Below are 18,511 nucleotides of genomic sequence, written 5' to 3'. Positions count from 1 at the left end.
AAACTGAAAATTCAATCTTTTATTGATAAACTTCTACTAATCTTTCATTTCTGACATCCCTCCTCTAATTCATACAAATTTTTCATACTAAAATGTCTAATTATACATATTCGATTACATATGAAAAATCCCTTTAAACAGAAACGATTTCATCGTCATACGTTATAAAGGGATTGTTAGTCTCTATTTTTATTTTTTTATTAAACTATTTTCTATACAAAAATGGTGTAGTTCTTCTATATCCTTCGCTATATGAGTCGAACTAACTTCAATCAACTCATTTTCACTACCATAGCCATATAAAACACCAATTGAAGCAATTCCATTATGATTTGCACCTATTATATCGTGCTTTCTATCTCCAATCATAACAACTTCCTCTTTATTAAGTCCTTCATTCTGAAGTAAAATATGTGCAATTATTTCTTCTTTTTTTATTCTTGTTCCATTTAAATTACTTCCAATGATATCTTCAAAATAATTCGTTAGTTGAAAATGCTCTATTACTTGTCTAGCAAAAATAGTAGGCTTTGAAGTAGCTATAAATAAACGATTTCCGTTATCTTTTAATTGTTTTAGGAGATTTGGAATACCCTCGTATACACTATTCTCCAACAACCCACGTTGCTTTAAATATTCCCTGAAATAAAAAACAGCTCGTTCAACTTCTCCTTCATTCATATTATATCTCTCTACGAATGATTACTGAATAGGAGGACCAATAAATGAATCTAACTCACTTATATGTAATTCTTCAATTCCAACCTTTTCTAACGCGTACAAAACTGAATTTACAATCCCCTTTTTAGGATCCGTTACTGTTCCATCTAAATCAAATAAAAATGTTGTATACATATTTAATCCCCCACTCATCCTACTTTACATGTAATACTAAAGGTTTTTTTACTACTCTACCTCTACTATACTACCATTATTTGTTTTTTCAAAAAAATCACTTTTTCTATGTTACATAGTTTCGGTTACATTAGACGGATAGATATGATAAAGTAAGAAAGTTGCAATTAATTCAATAGAAACTGGTGAAACAAATGTCAATTACGTTAATTTTTATAATGGCTTTCACAATTGTCATCCACGCAGTCGAAACTAGTTCTTATAGTATTCGATTAGCTGGTGTTCGTTTAAAAAAGATTGTCGTTGCCTTATCTGTCGTAGGAATGGTATTACTTATTTCAAGAACTTCAAATTTACTACAAGCCTTTTTAATTGGCGGGATTGTCGATGAAGCAAAACGAGATGCTTCTATTAATTTAGAGCATACTATACGACTTGTACTATTATCTGCTTCCATAGGTACCTTACTTGCGATTATTCTTTATCCAACTTTGACAAAACTATTTGGATATGTCATTCAAAACTTTGAAACAGATGGTTCTTTCATTCGAATGATGAAAACAAATAACATTCAAAAATTAAAGTACACAAAAAAATATGTGCGCTTTCCAAGATTTGAAATGATTCATAGATTGCGTATCGGTGGTATCCCAAAGCGTATTATGCTTATTAACATGTTTGCTACTGCAATTTATACAGCAGGTGTTCTTTCTGCCCTTTATGCTTCTTTTCTAAATCCAGATTACGCAACAAATGCAAGTACAGCTTCTGGCCTTGTGAATGGTTTTGCTACTATTTTATTAACAGTATTGCTCGATCCACGCATTGCTCTATTAACAGAGCGTGCTTTACAATCAGAAAATGGTGCTGAATCTATGAGTAAAATGTATGGTTGGTTAATGATATCTAGACTTCTCGGTACTTTACTCGCACAACTGTTGTTCGTACCAGGTGCTTACTGGATTTTATGGATTATTGAACTGATGCATTAATTTACTAGGAAGGTGAATTTATCAATGAAGATACAAACAGAACAAGATGTAATTCGCTTAATAGAAAACGACAAATGGATGATGAACGTATTACACATAGCAAAATCACTAGAGCTACCTGATTGGTGGATTTGCGCCGGTTTTGTTCGTTCTAAACTTTGGGATACTTTGCATAACTACGAAGTAAGAACTGCTACACCGGACGTTGATGTCATCTATTTTGATCCATTACATAAAGACGAGACATATGAACAATCCGTAGAGAAAACACTAACAAATATGGATGCTTCTATACCTTGGTCGGTTAAAAATCAAGCTCGTATGCATGTGGTGAACAACATGCCACCATATTCTTCTTCTATTGATGCTATTTCTAAATTCCCTGAAACAGCAACGGCTTTAGGGGTTACATTAGACGAAAAAAACAATGTTATATTAACAGCTCCGTGCGGTATTGAAGATGTTCTTTCATTACAAGTGAGACCAACAGCTCATTTTCTCGAATCAAAAGGACGTATACATATGTACAAAAACAGAGTTATTAAAAAGAATTGGCAAAGTAAATGGCCTAACATAACAATCACATATCCAGAAATTTAAAAAGGGTGCTTCTCATTAATAGAAGCACCCTTTTCTTCATTTCAAAAAATACATGACTGTTTCTGCGAATCTATCTGCTTCCTCATAATGAGGTGAATGACCGCTCTCTTCAAATGCAATATACTTGCCGTTTCGAGCATCTTTATTAAATATTTCAATTTGTTTTTCACACGTTACTACATCATGTTTTCCTACAAGTAATAACATTGGATTTTGTACATCTTTTATTTTGGATAATAATGATGTATGACATGCGCCTTCTAATTTTAATCTATCAAAATGAATCTTGGAGCGTTTTGAAAATATTTCCCACTCTTGATCACTGTATAAACTCTCATCTGTCCTATCTTCCTTATTATTGTAAATCTCCATTCTTTTTTCTTCTAATTCATCGCTTAATCTTATATAAGCTTCAAGCAACTCTTCGGAACTAGCATTGCTAGATGAATAAGCGATGGACTCTTCTGCTACTTCTTCTTTTCCATACTTTTTTAATAAATCCCCTGTCTTTTGTAACAAAGCTCTACTTGTTAATGCAAAATCAAAAGTTGATCCTTCAAATATTATTTTCTCTATTGAACTTGGATATATCAATGCATATAACAATGCTACATATCCACCGAAAGAATGTCCAATTACAGACCACTTCTCAATTTGCAATACTTTTTTTAGTTCTTCACAATCTTCAATCAAATCATTTAATCCAAAAGCTTCGTCCTCAAGAATTTCTTCTGAGCGACAAACACCTCTTTGATCTATCATAATTACATATAAAGAATCTTTTAAACGTTCCGCTTGATGAAATGAAAAATCATAACAGCTCTCTCCTGGACCGCCGTGCAAGTATAATACAGGCTCACTTTTAGGGTTTCCATGTGCTTCAACATATAACTTCTTCCCTCTAATGTCCATGTATTTCCCTGCTTCTATCAAATTCGCCTTTATAATCATCACCTTCTTTTTTACTGTATATTATAACATTTAATGTTAAATAATTCCTATTACATTTAAAAAGACGATGATGATGGCAAGTGGCGCTACAAACCGAAGTAAAAATGCCCAACAAGTAAATACTTTCTTTCCGTAATTTCCACCTACAAAAAATTCTGCTTCTAGCACCTTCTTTTCCATTTTGAATGATACGAAAATACTAATAAATAGCGCTCCTAGTGGCATTAATATATTACTAGATAAAAAGTCTACCGCATCAAAAATATTCTTACCAAAAATCGTAATATCACTCCATACTCCAAATGATAACGCAGATGGTATACCTACTAAGAAAATACAGAAACCAATGATCCATGATAGTTTCGTTCTTCTTTCTTGTTCACCATTTGCTAATGCTGAAACAACCGTCTCTAGTAGAGAAAACGCCGATGTTAATGTGGCAAATGTAAATAGCGCAAGAAATACCGTTAAGAACAATCCGCCAAATGGAATTTGACTAAATACAGATGGTAATACGATAAATAGCAATCCAGGCCCTTCCGTCGGCTCCATTCCTAATGAAAATACTGCTGGAAAAATTGCAAGACCTGCAAATAAAGAAACGAATAAATTCAATCCAACAATTGTTATTGCTGATTTTGGTAAACTTTCTTTTTTATTTAAATAGGAACTATACGTAACCATAATTGATATTCCGATACTAATCGCAAAGAACGATTGGCCCATTGCGAACAAAATACTTTCTGAAGTAATCTTTGAGAAATCTGGTTGTAAGAAAAACTTCACACCTTGCATTGCATTATCCAATGTTAATGAACGAATAATAAGGGCGACAAATAAAACGAACAATGCTGGTAACATATATTTACTTGCTTTTTCAATTCCGTTTTGTACACCTTTTGATACAACCCATATCGTAATGAACATAAAAGCGAAATGTCCAGTAATAGCCCAAGCGGGATTTCCAATTGTTTCAGTAAATAATGCACCGTAATTTTGTCCCGGAGTAATAAGTTGTCCAGTTACTCCTCTAAATAAATAAATCAATACCCATCCACCTACAACACTATAAAACGAAAGTAATATAAAACACGTTCCAACGCCAAGGCGTCCAATCCAGTGCCACCCTGTATTTGGTGCAATACTTTTAAATGCGCCAACTGCTTGTTTCTGTGTACTGCGTCCAATCATAAATTCAGCTATTAATAGTGGTAGTCCAATTAACACAGTAAATAATATAAAAATTAAAAAGAATGCTCCTCCCCCGCTCTTCCCAGCGATATAAGGAAACTTCCATATTGCGCCTAATCCAATTGCTGATCCTGCTGCAGCCATTATAAATCCTAATTTCGAAGTCCATTGCTCCGTCTGTTTCATCTTATTTTCCTCCTAATTAAATCTTTTTATACAAATAATTAAATTTTATATACCTATCCGAATAAACCCTCCATTTCTTTTTCTATAAAATAAAAAATGGCTCAGCATCTCTTTATAAAAAGAGACGCTAAGCCATTTACTTAACGCGGTACCACCCTTATTGATTCCATTATGAATCCACCTTAGTAGTAATCGTTTGATTACAAACCTAATATCGAAGGTTAACCGTTAAGATTTACTAAGAATGTAATTCCGTTCCACCTTACTGCTCCTAGGCGAGTTCAGGATGTCATTTGACTATGTCGCACCAACCCATAGCTCTCTGCACAAATACATGACCTTACTACTCCTATTCAACACATTTTAATATTTAGAATATATTTTCTTTTGAAATTAATATGAAGTATATCGGTTATATTTATAACTGTCAAGGTATATATTAATTTTTTTGTCGAAAAGATTTTTTATAAACTTTCAATGTAAAAATAAAAGAACATTAAAAAAGAATCTTCGCGATAATCGCGAAGGTTCTTTTTTATGGTGTAAGACGTGTACAATCTCTCGGAAAAGCACTCGCCTCTCGTACGTTCGTTAATTCTAAAAGTTTATATACAATCCTTTCTAGCCCAATGCCGAAACCGCCATGCGGTGGACAACCGTATCGGAATGTATTTAAATAAGATTGAAATTTCTCTGGGTGTAATCCTTTTTCTTTAAAAGATGCGAGTAATAGATCATAATTATGAATTCGCTGTGCTCCTGATGTTATTTCTAATCCTTTATATAGTAAGTCGAACGAATCAGTAATAGATGGATTCTCGTTATTCGGCATCGTATACATCGGTCTCGCTTCTTTCGGATAATGTGTAATGAAAACAAATTCACTATTATATGTTTCTTTCACATATTTCCCTAGTAACTTTTCACCTTCTGTATCTAAATCTCCAATCGGTGATTCTTTCCGGTACTTACTTTTCAAAATCTCTTGTGCTTCTGACAATGTAATTTTCGGTATTTCAGTAATGACAGGTACTTCTATTTGTAATTGTTGTAGTTCTTTCTCACATGTTTCTCCTACTTGCTGAAACATATATCGTAAAACATCCGTTTCTAATTGCATCACTTCATGAAAATCATCGATAAATCCAAGCTCTACGTCTAACGATATATATTCATTCAAATGACGGGAAGAGTTGTGATGTTCCGCTCTGTAAACAGGTGCAATTTCAAAAACACGTTCCAATCCTCCCGCTACCGTCATTTGTTTATAAAACTGTGGTGATTGAGCTAAATAAGCTTCTTTTTGGAAATATGGAAGCTTAAAAACATTCGCTCCTCCTTCTGCCCCTTGTGAAACAATTTTCGGCGTAAATATACGTATGAAATCGTTCTCTGTTAAATAGTCACTAAAACTTTGAGCGAGTGTAGCTTTCACTTTAAATATCGCCGCGGTTCGCTCATGTCTTAACGATAATACTCGTTCATTCAATAGTTGATCTAAACCAACTTGTAATTTCTTTTTATTTAATTCAAATGGAAGTTGTTCTGCACCATTTAATACTTTCACTTCATGAGCAAGTACTTCAACCCCTAATTCTGTTTTCGAAGTCTCTACAATTTCACCAACTATTTGAACGACACTTTCTACATCAACCTTGTATCCAGCTAACTTGTTTTCTAATACACATTGAATAACTCCCTTTCGGTCCCGTAATAATAAAAAACTAACATTACCTAGATGACGGATCTTTTTTACCCACCCTTGTAAGAGTACCACTTTTCCAACATGCTCTGTACTCGCTTGAGTGAGTGAACGCTTCATTATTTGCCCCATTATATTTCCCTCCAATAGTTTTCATTTTATTTACGTTATTGTTGTCATCGTCGTCATCCACGTTCACTCACCTCCTTTCAAAGAATACAAAAATCCGCCCCTAGAAATAGGGACGGATTTTTTCCGCGGTACCACCCAAATTGTCACAATGACCATCTTAGCCCTGATAACGGTAGGTACCGTTTGCTTTTACTAATAATCACGTTCAAAGCAACACTCACAGGTGTCTTTCCATCATGCGGTATCGCAATCTTCCCAGCAACCGATTGCTCTCTGTAGACCTTTGCATCATGTACTTTTCCTGATCATCACTTTTTATATTTACAGAGTATTCTATCTCTTTATTTTATAAAACGCAAGCCTTTTTATTTAAGATTCTTCATCTACCGTTATATATGCGTATTTTTCATGTTCTATTATTATTTTCCCATTTAGATTTACACTAGTCTTTTTCACGCTCTATATACATTTCCATTTTATTACATAATTTACATGTTTCCCACGCATATTAATAGCAAAATTGTAGCGGAGGTGTACATATGAAAAAAGCAATTAGTTTCTTTCTCCTTTTGTTATGCCAAATTGTAGTAAATGAAACGTACGCATATTCACCAAAATCTTTACCAATCTCTCAACATTCTAATCAATGGCAAGTGAATATTGATGAAGTGAAAAAAACGAGTAAAAAATTGTTGCAACCTAAAAAAGGTGTATTTCAAACATATTATTTCTCTGTAAAAAATCTCGGAAAAAGCGAAGTGTATAACGTACAAGTTGAAGTCTTCCGCAACGAGCCAAATACAAAAACGAAATATGAACTCTTTTCCCTAAAGGAAAGTCGTTTAGCAAGCAACAAAACTGGATTTGAACATGCTAACTTACCTATTTCTACAAAAACAGATGAGGTTGACGTGATTATTACGTGGCAAGAACACCCTTTCCGCTCGATGCGAAACGGTCAAAAAGTTGAGTCTAGAAAATTTAAAGAGCATTTTGTTTTTAAAGAATCTAAAAAGTAAATGAGGCTGCGGATGTATTCACATTATCATTGATATTAATTTATTTACTAGTACCAGTTCTTATGTAAATTAAAAAGTCGTGGCTTATAAACGCCACGACTTTTTATATTAATTCGTACTAATTCCTCTTGCTGCCCAAATACGATCGATATCAGCAGCATGTTGTCCGCCATATAGAAGAGCATCCGCTTGCTTAATTGCTTTTGCTCCATCACGGAATTTAGCATTTGGCGTTAATGACCAATGTGATTGTAAAATAATTTTTGTTGCTACATCACGGCCAAAAGCTTGTGCCATTTCGTATTGTCCTTGAGCCCAAATTTCCCCATCATCATGTACTTCATTCGTAATATCTTTCGGATATACTTTATTCGTATCTAATCGGCGTAAGCATGTTGGATCCGAACTAGAATAAGCTGTCGCATCCCATTCTCCAACACATGCTTTTCCGTACCCTGTAGTCGACACTGCATCTTCATAAGTAGCACCTAAGAAATCACCAAATCCTTCTCCCATTGCTCCACCTTCTGGTGAGCTACCGAATCCAGGCACTTGATTGTCTTGAATTGAATGGCCGTATTCATGCGCGATAATACCAGCATCTTCTGCATCATCAACTCCGCCAGTACCGAAAGTTAAAGCTTTCGTTGATGGAGAATAGAATGAGTTATCATCCGTTGTACCATTAACATTTACTTTAATCGAACGATTATTAATATTTTTAAAGCCTAGTCCTTGAATATAGCGCTGCAATGTATCGATATGATAATACGACATAACATCTTCAAAGCTATCATTTGCACGTGTATAGTTAAATTGTAAGTTTGTAGATTTCGTCATCGCTTTTGAAGAAATCGTTACATACTCTCCAATTAAAAATCCTGTTCCATCTAAACCTTTTAACGTAACAGTCTTCAATTGGTTCGTTAGAGCTGTTGAATCTGCATCATTATTATCTTTTAATCCTACTTTACTACCGCTAGATACGACCGGGTTAGGTAAAAATACTTTTCCTGACCCTTCAGCTTTTCGGTTTATATCAACCTTTTTAATTAACTTTCCATTTTCTGCATCAATGAATGTTTCCCATGCACCGAATGGATTATTAGAATGGACTACCACTTTATATACTGGAAGAGCGACACCTTCTTCTACAATATATCCGAATTCTTTTTCTGTAGGAGCCCATAAGTTTTGCTCACTCGCTTCTCCAACATACGCCATTGATTTTTGTATTGCATCTTTTTCACTAATTTTTGTCGTTACTTCTTTCACACCTGTAACAGGTTGATAATCAGAAACAGCAAGTACTCCTTTTCCCTCTCCGTTAAGAGTAACCGTAATTTGTTTTGAAAATACAGGCGCGCCATTTACTACTTGTTGGAACCTAACATATGAAGCTACTGACGTTTCTGTTGTAGAAATATATTGCAAGTCTGAAAGATCGGGCTTTAATCCATACTGATTGGCATTCCCTTTTAAATATTCAACTGCTTTTTTCTGTGGTGAATAAGCTTCTACCTTTACTTGCTTCTTTTCCAATGCGGAAACTGTAGAAATCGTCCCCATTACTAATGGTACAGTCATTGCCATTGCCACCATTTTTTTGTTTAACATAAAACCACTCCCCCTAATAAATTGAAACCTTTACCCCATTCCTATAAGGCTATTACTGTCGACAAGTAACGAAATAAAGTGAATCTACGAGTAATTCTATACGAGCAATTCTATTACCTTTACATTTTGGGTAAGTGAAATTTTCTCAATATTTATGTGTAAAACGAAAACAATACTTTAGAAATATATTTCTTTATCAATTCTTTCAACCTTATACTTTTAAAATATGAAGAAAGAAATGTTCCAGTGTCCCTATCGAGTGGATTATGAGGAAATCATCCGGTTAATCTCCCTTCATACAAAAAAGGAAGTTGGAATGATTCCAACTTCCTTTTTTCATTAATTAGCCTCGCTTAACTTAATTCGGAGTTTTGTCTCCCCTAAAGAAAGCTCGTCGTCTTCATTCGTTAAGTGGCCAAATGTAAATTGCTTGACGAGTAAGTTTTCTTCCAATAGATGTTTATGATTCGTTAACGTTTGCTGTAGTTCTTCCTCTGCATCAAGAATCACATCAACTCGTAAGTTAACTGGTAAATTCAACTGCTTACGATATTCTTGAACCGCACGAATGAATTCACGAGCTACTCCTTCTTGTAACAATTCTTCCGTTACATTCGTATCTAACATAACCGTATATTGTCCGTTAGTCGTATTAGAGAATCCTGATTTTGCAACTTTCTCAACTAACACATCTTCAGCGGTTACAACCACTTCTTCTCCTGATGTTGCTTCGTAAACTGCTCTTTCTGTTGATACAAATTTTTGTACTTCTTCTTGTGATAATTGTTTTAACCAGCCGTTTACTGCATTCACATTTTTACCGAACTTCGGCCCTGCTGTTTTAAAATTGAGCTTCAATTGATATGATGTATACTTCGTTTCATCCAGTTCAACATGGAATGCTTTCACATTTAGCTCATCCATTACAATATCGCGATAAGATTCCCAATCGATATCATTCTCTTTATGCTCAAGTAATACAAGCTCAGCTAACGGCTGTTTTACTTTTAAAGAATGCTGATTACGGTTACTTCTTCCAAGTTCGACAACTTGTAAAACAGCATCCATTTCCGCTTCTAATTTCGGCTGAAGTAGTGATTCATTTACAACTGGATAATCCGCTAAATGAACGCTACTTCCTTCTAAATTCAGATGAATGTCTTCCGCGACAAACGGTGTAAATGGTGCAATTAATTTACTAATTGTTACAAGCACTTCATGAAGTGTCTCATAGGCAGATGCTTTTTCAGCGTTCATACCAGATTCCCAGAAACGATTACGTGAGCGTCTTACATACCAGTTACTCACTTCATCTACAAGTGCTGCAATTTCACGAGCTGCATTCGTAAATTGATACTCATCAAGTGCTGTTCTCACTTTTTTCGTTGTACTATGCAATCTTGATAATACCCATTCGTCTAATTTCGTAAGCTTTACGTCATACGTTTCTTTCGGATTATACTCATCTAAATTTGCATATAAAACGTAGAAGCTATACACATTGACTAATGTATCTACAAATTTAGATTTCGCTTCCAGTACTGTTCTTTCAGAAAAACGCTTCGCATTCCACGGGGCACTATCAACGAGTAAAGCCCATCTTAGCGCATCTGCACCAAACTTCTCTACTAAATCAACTGGATCTAGTGCATTGCCTTTACTTTTAGACATTTTTTGTCCTTCTTCATCTAAAACATGCCCTAGTGATAACACTCGTTTATACGGCACTTTGCCTGTATATAGTGCTGATACTGCTAATAAACTATAAAACCAGCCGCGTGTTTGATCAATTCCTTCTGCAATAACATCCGCTGGAAACTGCTCTTCAAATAAATCTTTATTTTCAAATGGGTAATGATATTGTGCAAATGGCATAGAACCACTATCAAACCAAACATCGATTACTTCTGGTGTGCGATTCATTGTGCCTCCGCATTTCCCGCAGCAGACTTGCACTTCATCTACATACGGCTTATGCAATTCTAAATCTTCAGGTGTTTCTTTCTTACTATGCTTTCTTAATTCAGCAATGCTTTTCGGTGCGAACTGATGATCGCAACTTTCGCATTCCCATACGTTTAATGGTGTTCCCCAATATCTATTTCGGCTAATATTCCAGTCAACCATATTTTCTAAAAACTTACCAAAACGTCCATGTTTCATATGATCCGGATACCAAGTAACAGAATCATTATTTTTTAAAAATGTATCTTTAATTGCAGTTGTTCGGATTAACCAACTTTCTCCTGCATAATAAAGAAGTGGTGAATCACAACGCCAGCAATGCGGATAACTATGTTCATATTTTTCTTTATGATATAGCAAACCTTCCTTCGCCAAATAACGAACGATATCAACGTCACAATCTTTTACAAATTTACCTTTCAAAAATGGTACTGCATCTGTATACTCACCTTTTCCATCTACAACATGTAGGAACGACAATCCTTCACTTTGAACAACTCTATAATCATCTTCCCCATATGCTGGAGCAATATGAACGAGTCCAGTACCACTATCTGCCGTTACAAAATCCGCTGCAATAACACGGTAACCATTTGTCACTTCTTTCATTGGAAATGGTGCTGTGTAAAATGTATTTACTAATTCTTCACCTTTATGAACAGATAATACTTCATAGTTTTCTTTTAATACTTCTTGTACACGTTCTTTCGCAACAATGTATACATGACCTTCTTGTTTCGCTTTAACGTATTCCATATTTGAATGTACAGCAAGTGCAACATTTGCTGGAAGTGTCCATGGTGTTGTCGTCCAACCTAAGAAATACTCATTTTCACTATTTTCCACTTTAAACTTAACTGTTGCACTTAAATCTTTTACTGTTTTATACCCTTGTGCAACTTCATGTGAACTGAGAGAGGTTTGACAGCTTGGGCAGTACGGTGAAACTCTATGCCCTTTATATAACAAGCCTTTTTCATGAATCGTCCCTAAAATATGCCATACACTTTCGATATATGGATTTTCTAAAGTAACGTATGGATCATCCATATCTACCCAATAACCGATACTTTCAGTGAACTCACGCCACTGCTTTTCATATGTGAATACACTCTCTTTACACTTCTTAATAAATGGCTCAATTCCGTACTCTTCGATTTCATGTTTACCAGAAATACCAAGTTGCTTCTCAACACCTAATTCTACAGGTAAACCGTGTGTATCCCATCCTGCTTTTCTTACTACTTTAAAACCGGCCATCGTTTTATATCTTGCTACTAAATCTTTAATTGCCCGACCAAGTGCATGGCCGACGTGTGGTAAACCGTTCGCCGTTGGTGGTCCTTCATAAAACACAAACGATTGCGCGCCTTCTCGATTCTGAATTGATTGTTCAAAAATGCTCTGTTCGTTCCACTGCTTACGAATACGTGTTTCTCTCCCTACAGCTGACTCTTTTACATCTACTTTCTTCATCTACAATCACTCCTTTGAATGTTTTAAAAGCACACAAAAAACCCGCCCCTATGAAGTAGGGACGGGTTTACCCGCGTTACCACCCTAATTCTATTAGCTTTTCACTAATAGCGCTTAGCAACGTACTAACATACGCGTTCTTTGTAACGGTAGACATCCGTCCGGGCCTACTTACTTTCAGCCTCGGCTCCTCGGAGATGATTTTCAAATAACGTCTGAACACCGGCTTTCAGCACTTTACCGGCTCTCTGGGGAACAGTTCATTATTTTACTCTTTCTCGTCTTCAGATTTGTATACTTTGTTAAAAGCTATTTTATGCCATTTAACAATAAATTGTCAACTAATTCAAAATATATTTTTATTTATATCCTTTTTTCACTACTTATATACATATACAATTACTTTTCAAACTCTCTCAGTCTTGCTAGATCTTCATCTTCTTCGATAAGTTCAGCAAAAAATCCAGATTCATCCTCACGAAGTACATGTTCAAGCTCTTCTTTCGCCTCTGCATTTCTATTTAATAACGCTAAATAACAAGCATGATCATATCTTGCTAACAGATCACTCGTATCCATTGTTACTACTTCACTTGTTATTTTTTCTGCCTTTATCGTTTGGCCGGCACTATGATATGAAGATGCTAATGAGAGAAGAATTGCCGTATCATTTGGATGATGTATAGAAGCATCTTCTAATAACTGAATTGCCTCTTCATATCTCTCTTGACTTTGGTATATTTCTCCTAAAGCAAGGAATCCTCTACTTACAAACGGTGTTTTCTCCGTTAATTGTAAGCATATTTTTTCTGCTTTTCCTTCTTCCCCAACTTTCAAGAATACTTGCGCTTGTATAAGAAGCGTATCATAATCATCCGGTAGCTCTCGAACTAATTGCTTCATTAACTCTACAGCATCTTGTAACAAATCTTCGTCCTCACACTCAATGAAAAGATTTACAAGTTGCTTCGCTACCTCATAATCCCATTTATTTTCTAACGATGTTTGCAGAACATCTATCGCTTCTTTATTCATCGATACATTTTCGTAAAATAATCCAAATCGTTGTGCTGCCATACTATTTTTTGGATTTAACTTTAATGAGATTTCATATAACTCAATAATTGTTGTAACCATTGAAATTTCTTTTGCCCGGTTTTTCATACGATAAAAAGCTCTCGTAAATATAGATTTTTTCGGTTGTTCATTTTGTTGACGTTCAATCCATCTTTCCGTAACCGCAGCTGCTGCACACATGAATGCTGTACTTCTTTCTGCTTTTTTCACTTTTAATGTATGAAGAAAATCCCGGATGTTAGACAATTTCTTATGTTGTTCTACCGCTTTTACATAAACATCAAATATACGTTCATTATTTACATCTTTTTGTATTACTTTCATTGCAACTTCAATCGCTTTTGCATCTCTTTTTTTCACTAATACTTTTACATAATGATATAGAACTTCTGCATGCTCACTATCTAATTGTAGCGCTTCTTCAATCTGTGCTTGTTCTTTATCTATTTCATCCATCGCTCCATACACATACGCAATCGCATCTAAGCGCCATATTTCGGGTACTTCGCCTGCTAGATGTTCTAATTCCTTTAGCAACTCTTCTTGAAGATTTATTTCTACTGAAAGCTGTGCCAAATATTCCATATTTATATACAAAGGCTCTTCTTTCATCGCCTGAACCATATGAATTTGTTCTTTGAAACGGTCTTCTTCTTTTTCGTATATTTCTGCTAGTTGTAAATGTACACCTAAAAAGTTTTCATCAAGCTCTAAACATGTTTCATACGCTTGTTTTGCTTCTGTCAATTGTCCTAATGCCATAAGTGTTTCACCAATTCGGTAATATGGCAATGCCGTTTTCTTTTGTTCTATTGCTTTATTATATCTTTTCATCGCTTGGCCATACTGTCCAATAGATTCATGTAAAATACCTGCATAACAACTGTATTCACTTACTTCATTTCTTTCTTTTTGTAACGTTCTTAAGAATGCTATACCTCGTTGTACAAATACAGTTCCTTTAATTCGATTCACATATTCATCTAACGCACTTGCTACATTATATTCACTCTGCTTTATACCACTCTCTAACTTAGACAATGCTACTTTAAACCCATCTTCATTTCCACCAAGTTCAACCTCTGCATCCCATAAAACCATTCCTGCATTCATAAGGAAATCTTGGCTCTTTTCAATTTGTGTTTCGAGACCAAGAATATATTCTTTCGCTTCATCATATCGCTCTTTTGCCATATAAACTTGCGTAAGTCCGAAATGAGAATAAACATCTTCATTATCTTCTTCTAAAGCACGCTTATATAATGTTTCTGCTTCTTCCAGACTATCATTTTGAAAATGATAATCACCTAATCTTACATATAGAGACGCCTTATCATCACAATTCTCAATACCTTTTAATAAAATTTCTTTTGTGCTTTTCTCATCCTTCAAATCAGATTCATAGATCTCTGAAAGTTTCGTATAAATGTAAGGCGCATTACTATCTAACTGAATCGCCACTTTAAGTCCTTTTATCGCTAAATGTAATTTCCCTAATTGATGCGCACATCTCGCTCGTTCATACCATACATGCGCCTCATTTTTATATTCTCTTAACAAATTATTAAAGATTTCATATGCTTCTTCATATCTTTCTAAATCTATTAATATTAAACCGTGATTCGTTAAAGTGAACCTTTCTGGACTACGTTCTACAGCTACTTGAGAAAACTGCAACGCATTTTCAGATTGATCGATATACATATAAGATAACGCAAGGAAACTCCAGGCGATCGGCTGATCTGCGTCCAATTGTAATGAGGAACGAAAACTTGTAATCGCTTCTATATAACTTTCCTGTTCAAATGCATATCTTCCATTTATCAAATGATATAAAGCACGATTATTTTTCTTCTCAACACTTGCCAGCATTTGCTCAGCTTTCTCCATTTCTTGAAGACGAATAAAGCACTGTGCACCATGCAATTTAACAAAATCCGAGTTCGGAAACTTTTCCATTAACTTTTCTATACAATATAAAATAAATTCTTTATCTACTTCAACATCTAAATGTTTCATCGTATATAACCACGTATTCCGATTATCACTCGTCTCTTTTAAAAATTGTACTAAGTTATTAATTCCCTCTTTATCTTGTTCATCTAAATGATCTGTAAGAGAGAAAATGGATTTAAAATAATGATTCTCTTCTTCACTTAAAAATGCTAGTTTTTCCTTCTTTTCTTTCGGAACAAACGTGATCGCCAAACAACCTGTATAACGATATTTCTCTTGCAATTTACTATATTCCACAAGAACTGGTTCTATAAAGTTTGGATCTTGAACATAAAAAGCTTGTAACGTATCATCATATCCTGATAGCACTTGCACATGTGAAGCATGTTCGATGTCTATACTTAATAAAACGGGGATCTTTCGGTCGAGTAATATCTTATAAATTTCCTCATTCCCTTTAAAATAACGATATTCATAGCCTAACTCTTCAATATAAGAGACCGTATCGGAAAACTTTGAGCCTGTCATATCAAAAATAAACTCTGCTATTTCATCTTGTGTACGTTTTTCTCCCCATAGCTGCAACATCATTTCTAAACTTGTCGGAACACAATAATTATCCTTTTGTACAATTGGAACTATCGGCAGGTGAACCTTTTTTCCATCTGGATTTTTTTCTAAATTATGATATAAAGAGCCTTTTAAACTTTTTTCTTCTTTTAATAACTGTTGTAAATCTACAAGTTTATTCATTTTGTACAACGCTTCTGCACGTAAATGTACAAAGTAAGTTTCATAAGCATGATAAGGAAGCGTACTATTAATATTATCTATTACCTCTAACATCTCTTCATATTTCGCTAAATCTAATAAATACTTTACCTTTTCAAAATGAAAATATGGTACTTGTGGAAACTTTACAATCGCATCATCAATTAACTGTAATGCATGTTTTTGTTCCCCTTTATTCGCATATAACTGTGATAATAAGTAGGTAGATAGTTCTTCACAATCTTTATGCTGCTTTCCAGCTAAAAATTGTTCTTCTGCTTTCTCCCATTCACCTGTATGCATATAGACGTAGCCCCATTTATCAAAGACCGCACGTGTACTGTACTCCTCTGCTTTTTGCATATAAATGAGCGCTTCTTCATTTCGTTTCATTTCTAATAAACATCGTACTAAAGTAAAATATGTTTTCGCTAAAAAATCGTCATCTATTTCTTCTTTATCTGCCTCTTCTAAAGAGTCTTTTAACAACTGTTCTGCTTCAAGGATTTTTCGCTCATCAATTAACTCATCACAATATAAAGAGAGCGTTCTCATATTTGGGAATTTTTTATAAGCGTAGCGAATGAGGAATGAACTGTATTGGTGCATAAGCCCTTCATCAGTAAGGCGAATTAATATATCAAACTCCTTATGTGAAGGAATATTAGCAAGCCAAGTCTTCACATAGGATAAAGTATTCGTTTCTTTTATATATGAAATTTCATTATTTATTTCCTGTAATCCATCTACAAATCTCTTGTCTTTCAAACAAGCTTCTAACTGCTTAAAATCTAGCATGCATTCACCTCGAATATTTATTTAAACTGCTACTTGCTTAGATTTTACACATCATATTGTAGGTATTCAACTAAAATCTCCTATAATGGATAGTATTATTTAATATTATTCGAATTTATAACAAAATATAGTAAAAATGATTGTTTTTCTTCGTATTTTGTTTAATTATATGGAATAACGTGAATTGAGGATCTTATCTTTTCAAGGCCAAAATCAGTACATGAAATTATATCGGCGATAATTCAAATATATCAGCGATTATACGGTGAATATCGACTTATCGATAAAAAATGTCAATCCTCAATAAATTGCTACCTTTTAACATTCTATGTCACCAAATGTAATTTTCATATTCGGAGCATATACTAAAGATGAATGTATATGGAGCGCTTTAAAAAATCGTAGTTCTGCTTCATATTGAGCTAATGCTTCATCATATGTTAATCCTCTTATCATTAAACGTTCTATAAATTGCTGTTTATCACCCGGGTTGTCCGCAATCCCCTCTTCTCTTAATGAATGATACAAACTGTGTTTATCATTGTGATGCATACTAGAGTCTAAAAAGTTCACTTTATCGCTCACTCTACACTCAATATTTTTCACACCTAATTTACTTAAATACATCGGTATTTTCATGCCAATATTTCCATCTTTACCGTTTCTCTGCGCGTCTTTTTCAAATAACTTCTGCAAAGCACCTAGTTTAATAATTTCCGATTGATTCTCTCCATCTAAGACATATGAAGACATATTTGAAATCCAATGTGGTTCAAAACAGATTATTTTACCACCTTTTTTAATTGCATGTATCATTTTTTCTAACATCATTTTTGGAGTATTCATATGTAATAGGAAAGCATGACAGATTGCTATATCGTATTTATCGTTCAATTCAATTTCTGTAGCATCCCCCTCAATAAATTCTGATTCATATGGAAGTAGATGAAACAACTCTCTCGCTTCAGCAAGTAATGTTTCTCCACTATCAATGCCTGTATACTTTGAACCTTCTGGAAGTAACGGCATTAATACTAAGCCTAAATAACCATATCCACAACCGAAATCAACGATATGTACGGGCTTATTAATCTTCCAAACTGAATTTACTAAAAAACTTACATAATCGTCGTTGTAATATAAATCTCTTGTATTTTTTAAATATGTTAGTTTACTGTTCCAGTCGTATGTTTCCAAACCTAACGCCTCCTTATATAACATTA

At 34.4% G+C, this 18,511-nt stretch carries 10 protein-coding genes, 1 pseudogene and 3 other annotated features; of the genes and pseudogenes, 3 read left to right on the top strand and 8 right to left on the bottom strand.

From position 1 onward, the window contains the following. Positions 1-189: 189 nt before the first annotated feature. Positions 190-855 (bottom strand): annotated as a pseudogene (locus BTOYO_RS24190) (HAD family hydrolase). A 194-nt stretch (positions 856-1,049) separates the two neighbouring features. Here BTOYO_RS24190 and BTOYO_RS24185 point away from each other — a divergent pair. Both BTOYO_RS24185 and BTOYO_RS24180 read left to right on the top strand, forming a co-directional pair. Next, positions 1,050-1,847 carry a lipid II flippase family protein gene (locus BTOYO_RS24185; RefSeq protein ID WP_000028917.1) on the top strand — a complete coding sequence of 266 codons (798 nt, stop codon included), beginning with the start codon at positions 1,050-1,052 and terminating at the stop codon, positions 1,845-1,847. A 24-nt stretch (positions 1,848-1,871) separates the two neighbouring features. Beyond that, positions 1,872-2,447, top strand: coding sequence for a nucleotidyltransferase family protein (locus tag BTOYO_RS24180; RefSeq protein ID WP_000701724.1), 576 nt, complete (start codon positions 1,872-1,874; stop codon positions 2,445-2,447). Positions 2,448-2,483: 36 nt separating this feature from the next. Here BTOYO_RS24180 and BTOYO_RS24175 read toward each other — a convergent pair whose 3' ends face one another. The 3 genes from BTOYO_RS24175 to aspS form a co-directional block, all read right to left on the bottom strand. Beyond that, positions 2,484-3,398 (bottom strand): alpha/beta fold hydrolase, encoded by a 915-nt coding sequence (locus BTOYO_RS24175; protein ID WP_000584212.1) that lies wholly within the window; start codon positions 3,396-3,398, stop codon positions 2,484-2,486. 36 nt (positions 3,399-3,434) lie between these two features. Continuing rightward, positions 3,435-4,775, bottom strand: a complete 1,341-nt coding sequence (locus tag BTOYO_RS24170; protein ID WP_000814552.1) for a sodium-dependent transporter — start codon at positions 4,773-4,775, stop codon at positions 3,435-3,437. A gap of 117 nt (positions 4,776-4,892) precedes the next feature. Next, positions 4,893-5,141: a binding site (T-box leader), on the bottom strand. Between the two features lie 169 nt (positions 5,142-5,310). After that, complete coding sequence (gene aspS / locus BTOYO_RS24165) at positions 5,311-6,609, bottom strand: aspartate--tRNA(Asn) ligase (RefSeq protein WP_000529817.1); 1,299 nt, start codon at positions 6,607-6,609, stop codon at positions 5,311-5,313. A 105-nt stretch (positions 6,610-6,714) separates the two neighbouring features. After that, positions 6,715-6,927: a binding site (T-box leader), on the bottom strand. A 221-nt stretch (positions 6,928-7,148) separates the two neighbouring features. Here aspS and BTOYO_RS24160 point away from each other — a divergent pair. Next, positions 7,149-7,628, top strand: coding sequence for a hypothetical protein (locus BTOYO_RS24160; RefSeq protein ID WP_000709329.1), 480 nt, complete (start codon positions 7,149-7,151; stop codon positions 7,626-7,628). 108 nt (positions 7,629-7,736) lie between these two features. On the opposite strand, the gene BTOYO_RS24155 is transcribed toward BTOYO_RS24160, so the two are convergent. From BTOYO_RS24155 to BTOYO_RS24140, 4 genes are all read right to left on the bottom strand, one after another. Beyond that, positions 7,737-9,245, bottom strand: coding sequence for a M36 family metallopeptidase (locus tag BTOYO_RS24155; RefSeq protein ID WP_000932729.1), 1,509 nt, complete (start codon positions 9,243-9,245; stop codon positions 7,737-7,739). 339 nt (positions 9,246-9,584) lie between these two features. Beyond that, positions 9,585-12,686, bottom strand: a complete 3,102-nt coding sequence (ileS, locus tag BTOYO_RS24150; RefSeq protein WP_000754889.1) for an isoleucine--tRNA ligase — start codon at positions 12,684-12,686, stop codon at positions 9,585-9,587. Positions 12,687-12,740: 54 nt separating this feature from the next. Further along, positions 12,741-12,980 (bottom strand) — a binding site (T-box leader). Between the two features lie 105 nt (positions 12,981-13,085). Beyond that, positions 13,086-17,288 (bottom strand): bacteriocin-processing peptidase family protein, encoded by a 4,203-nt coding sequence (locus BTOYO_RS24145; protein ID WP_000883818.1) that lies wholly within the window; start codon positions 17,286-17,288, stop codon positions 13,086-13,088. A gap of 318 nt (positions 17,289-17,606) precedes the next feature. Beyond that, on the bottom strand, positions 17,607-18,509 hold the full coding sequence (locus tag BTOYO_RS24140) for a class I SAM-dependent methyltransferase (RefSeq protein WP_000965873.1): 903 nt from the start codon (positions 18,507-18,509) through the stop codon (positions 17,607-17,609). Positions 18,510-18,511 lie beyond the last annotated feature (2 nt).

It is taken from the genome of Bacillus toyonensis BCT-7112, from assembly GCF_000496285.1.
In the GTDB taxonomy this organism is placed as follows: domain Bacteria; phylum Bacillota; class Bacilli; order Bacillales; family Bacillaceae_G; genus Bacillus_A; species Bacillus_A toyonensis.
Note: the sequence above shows the minus strand (reverse complement) of the source record. Positions and strands in the feature narration are given on the sequence as shown.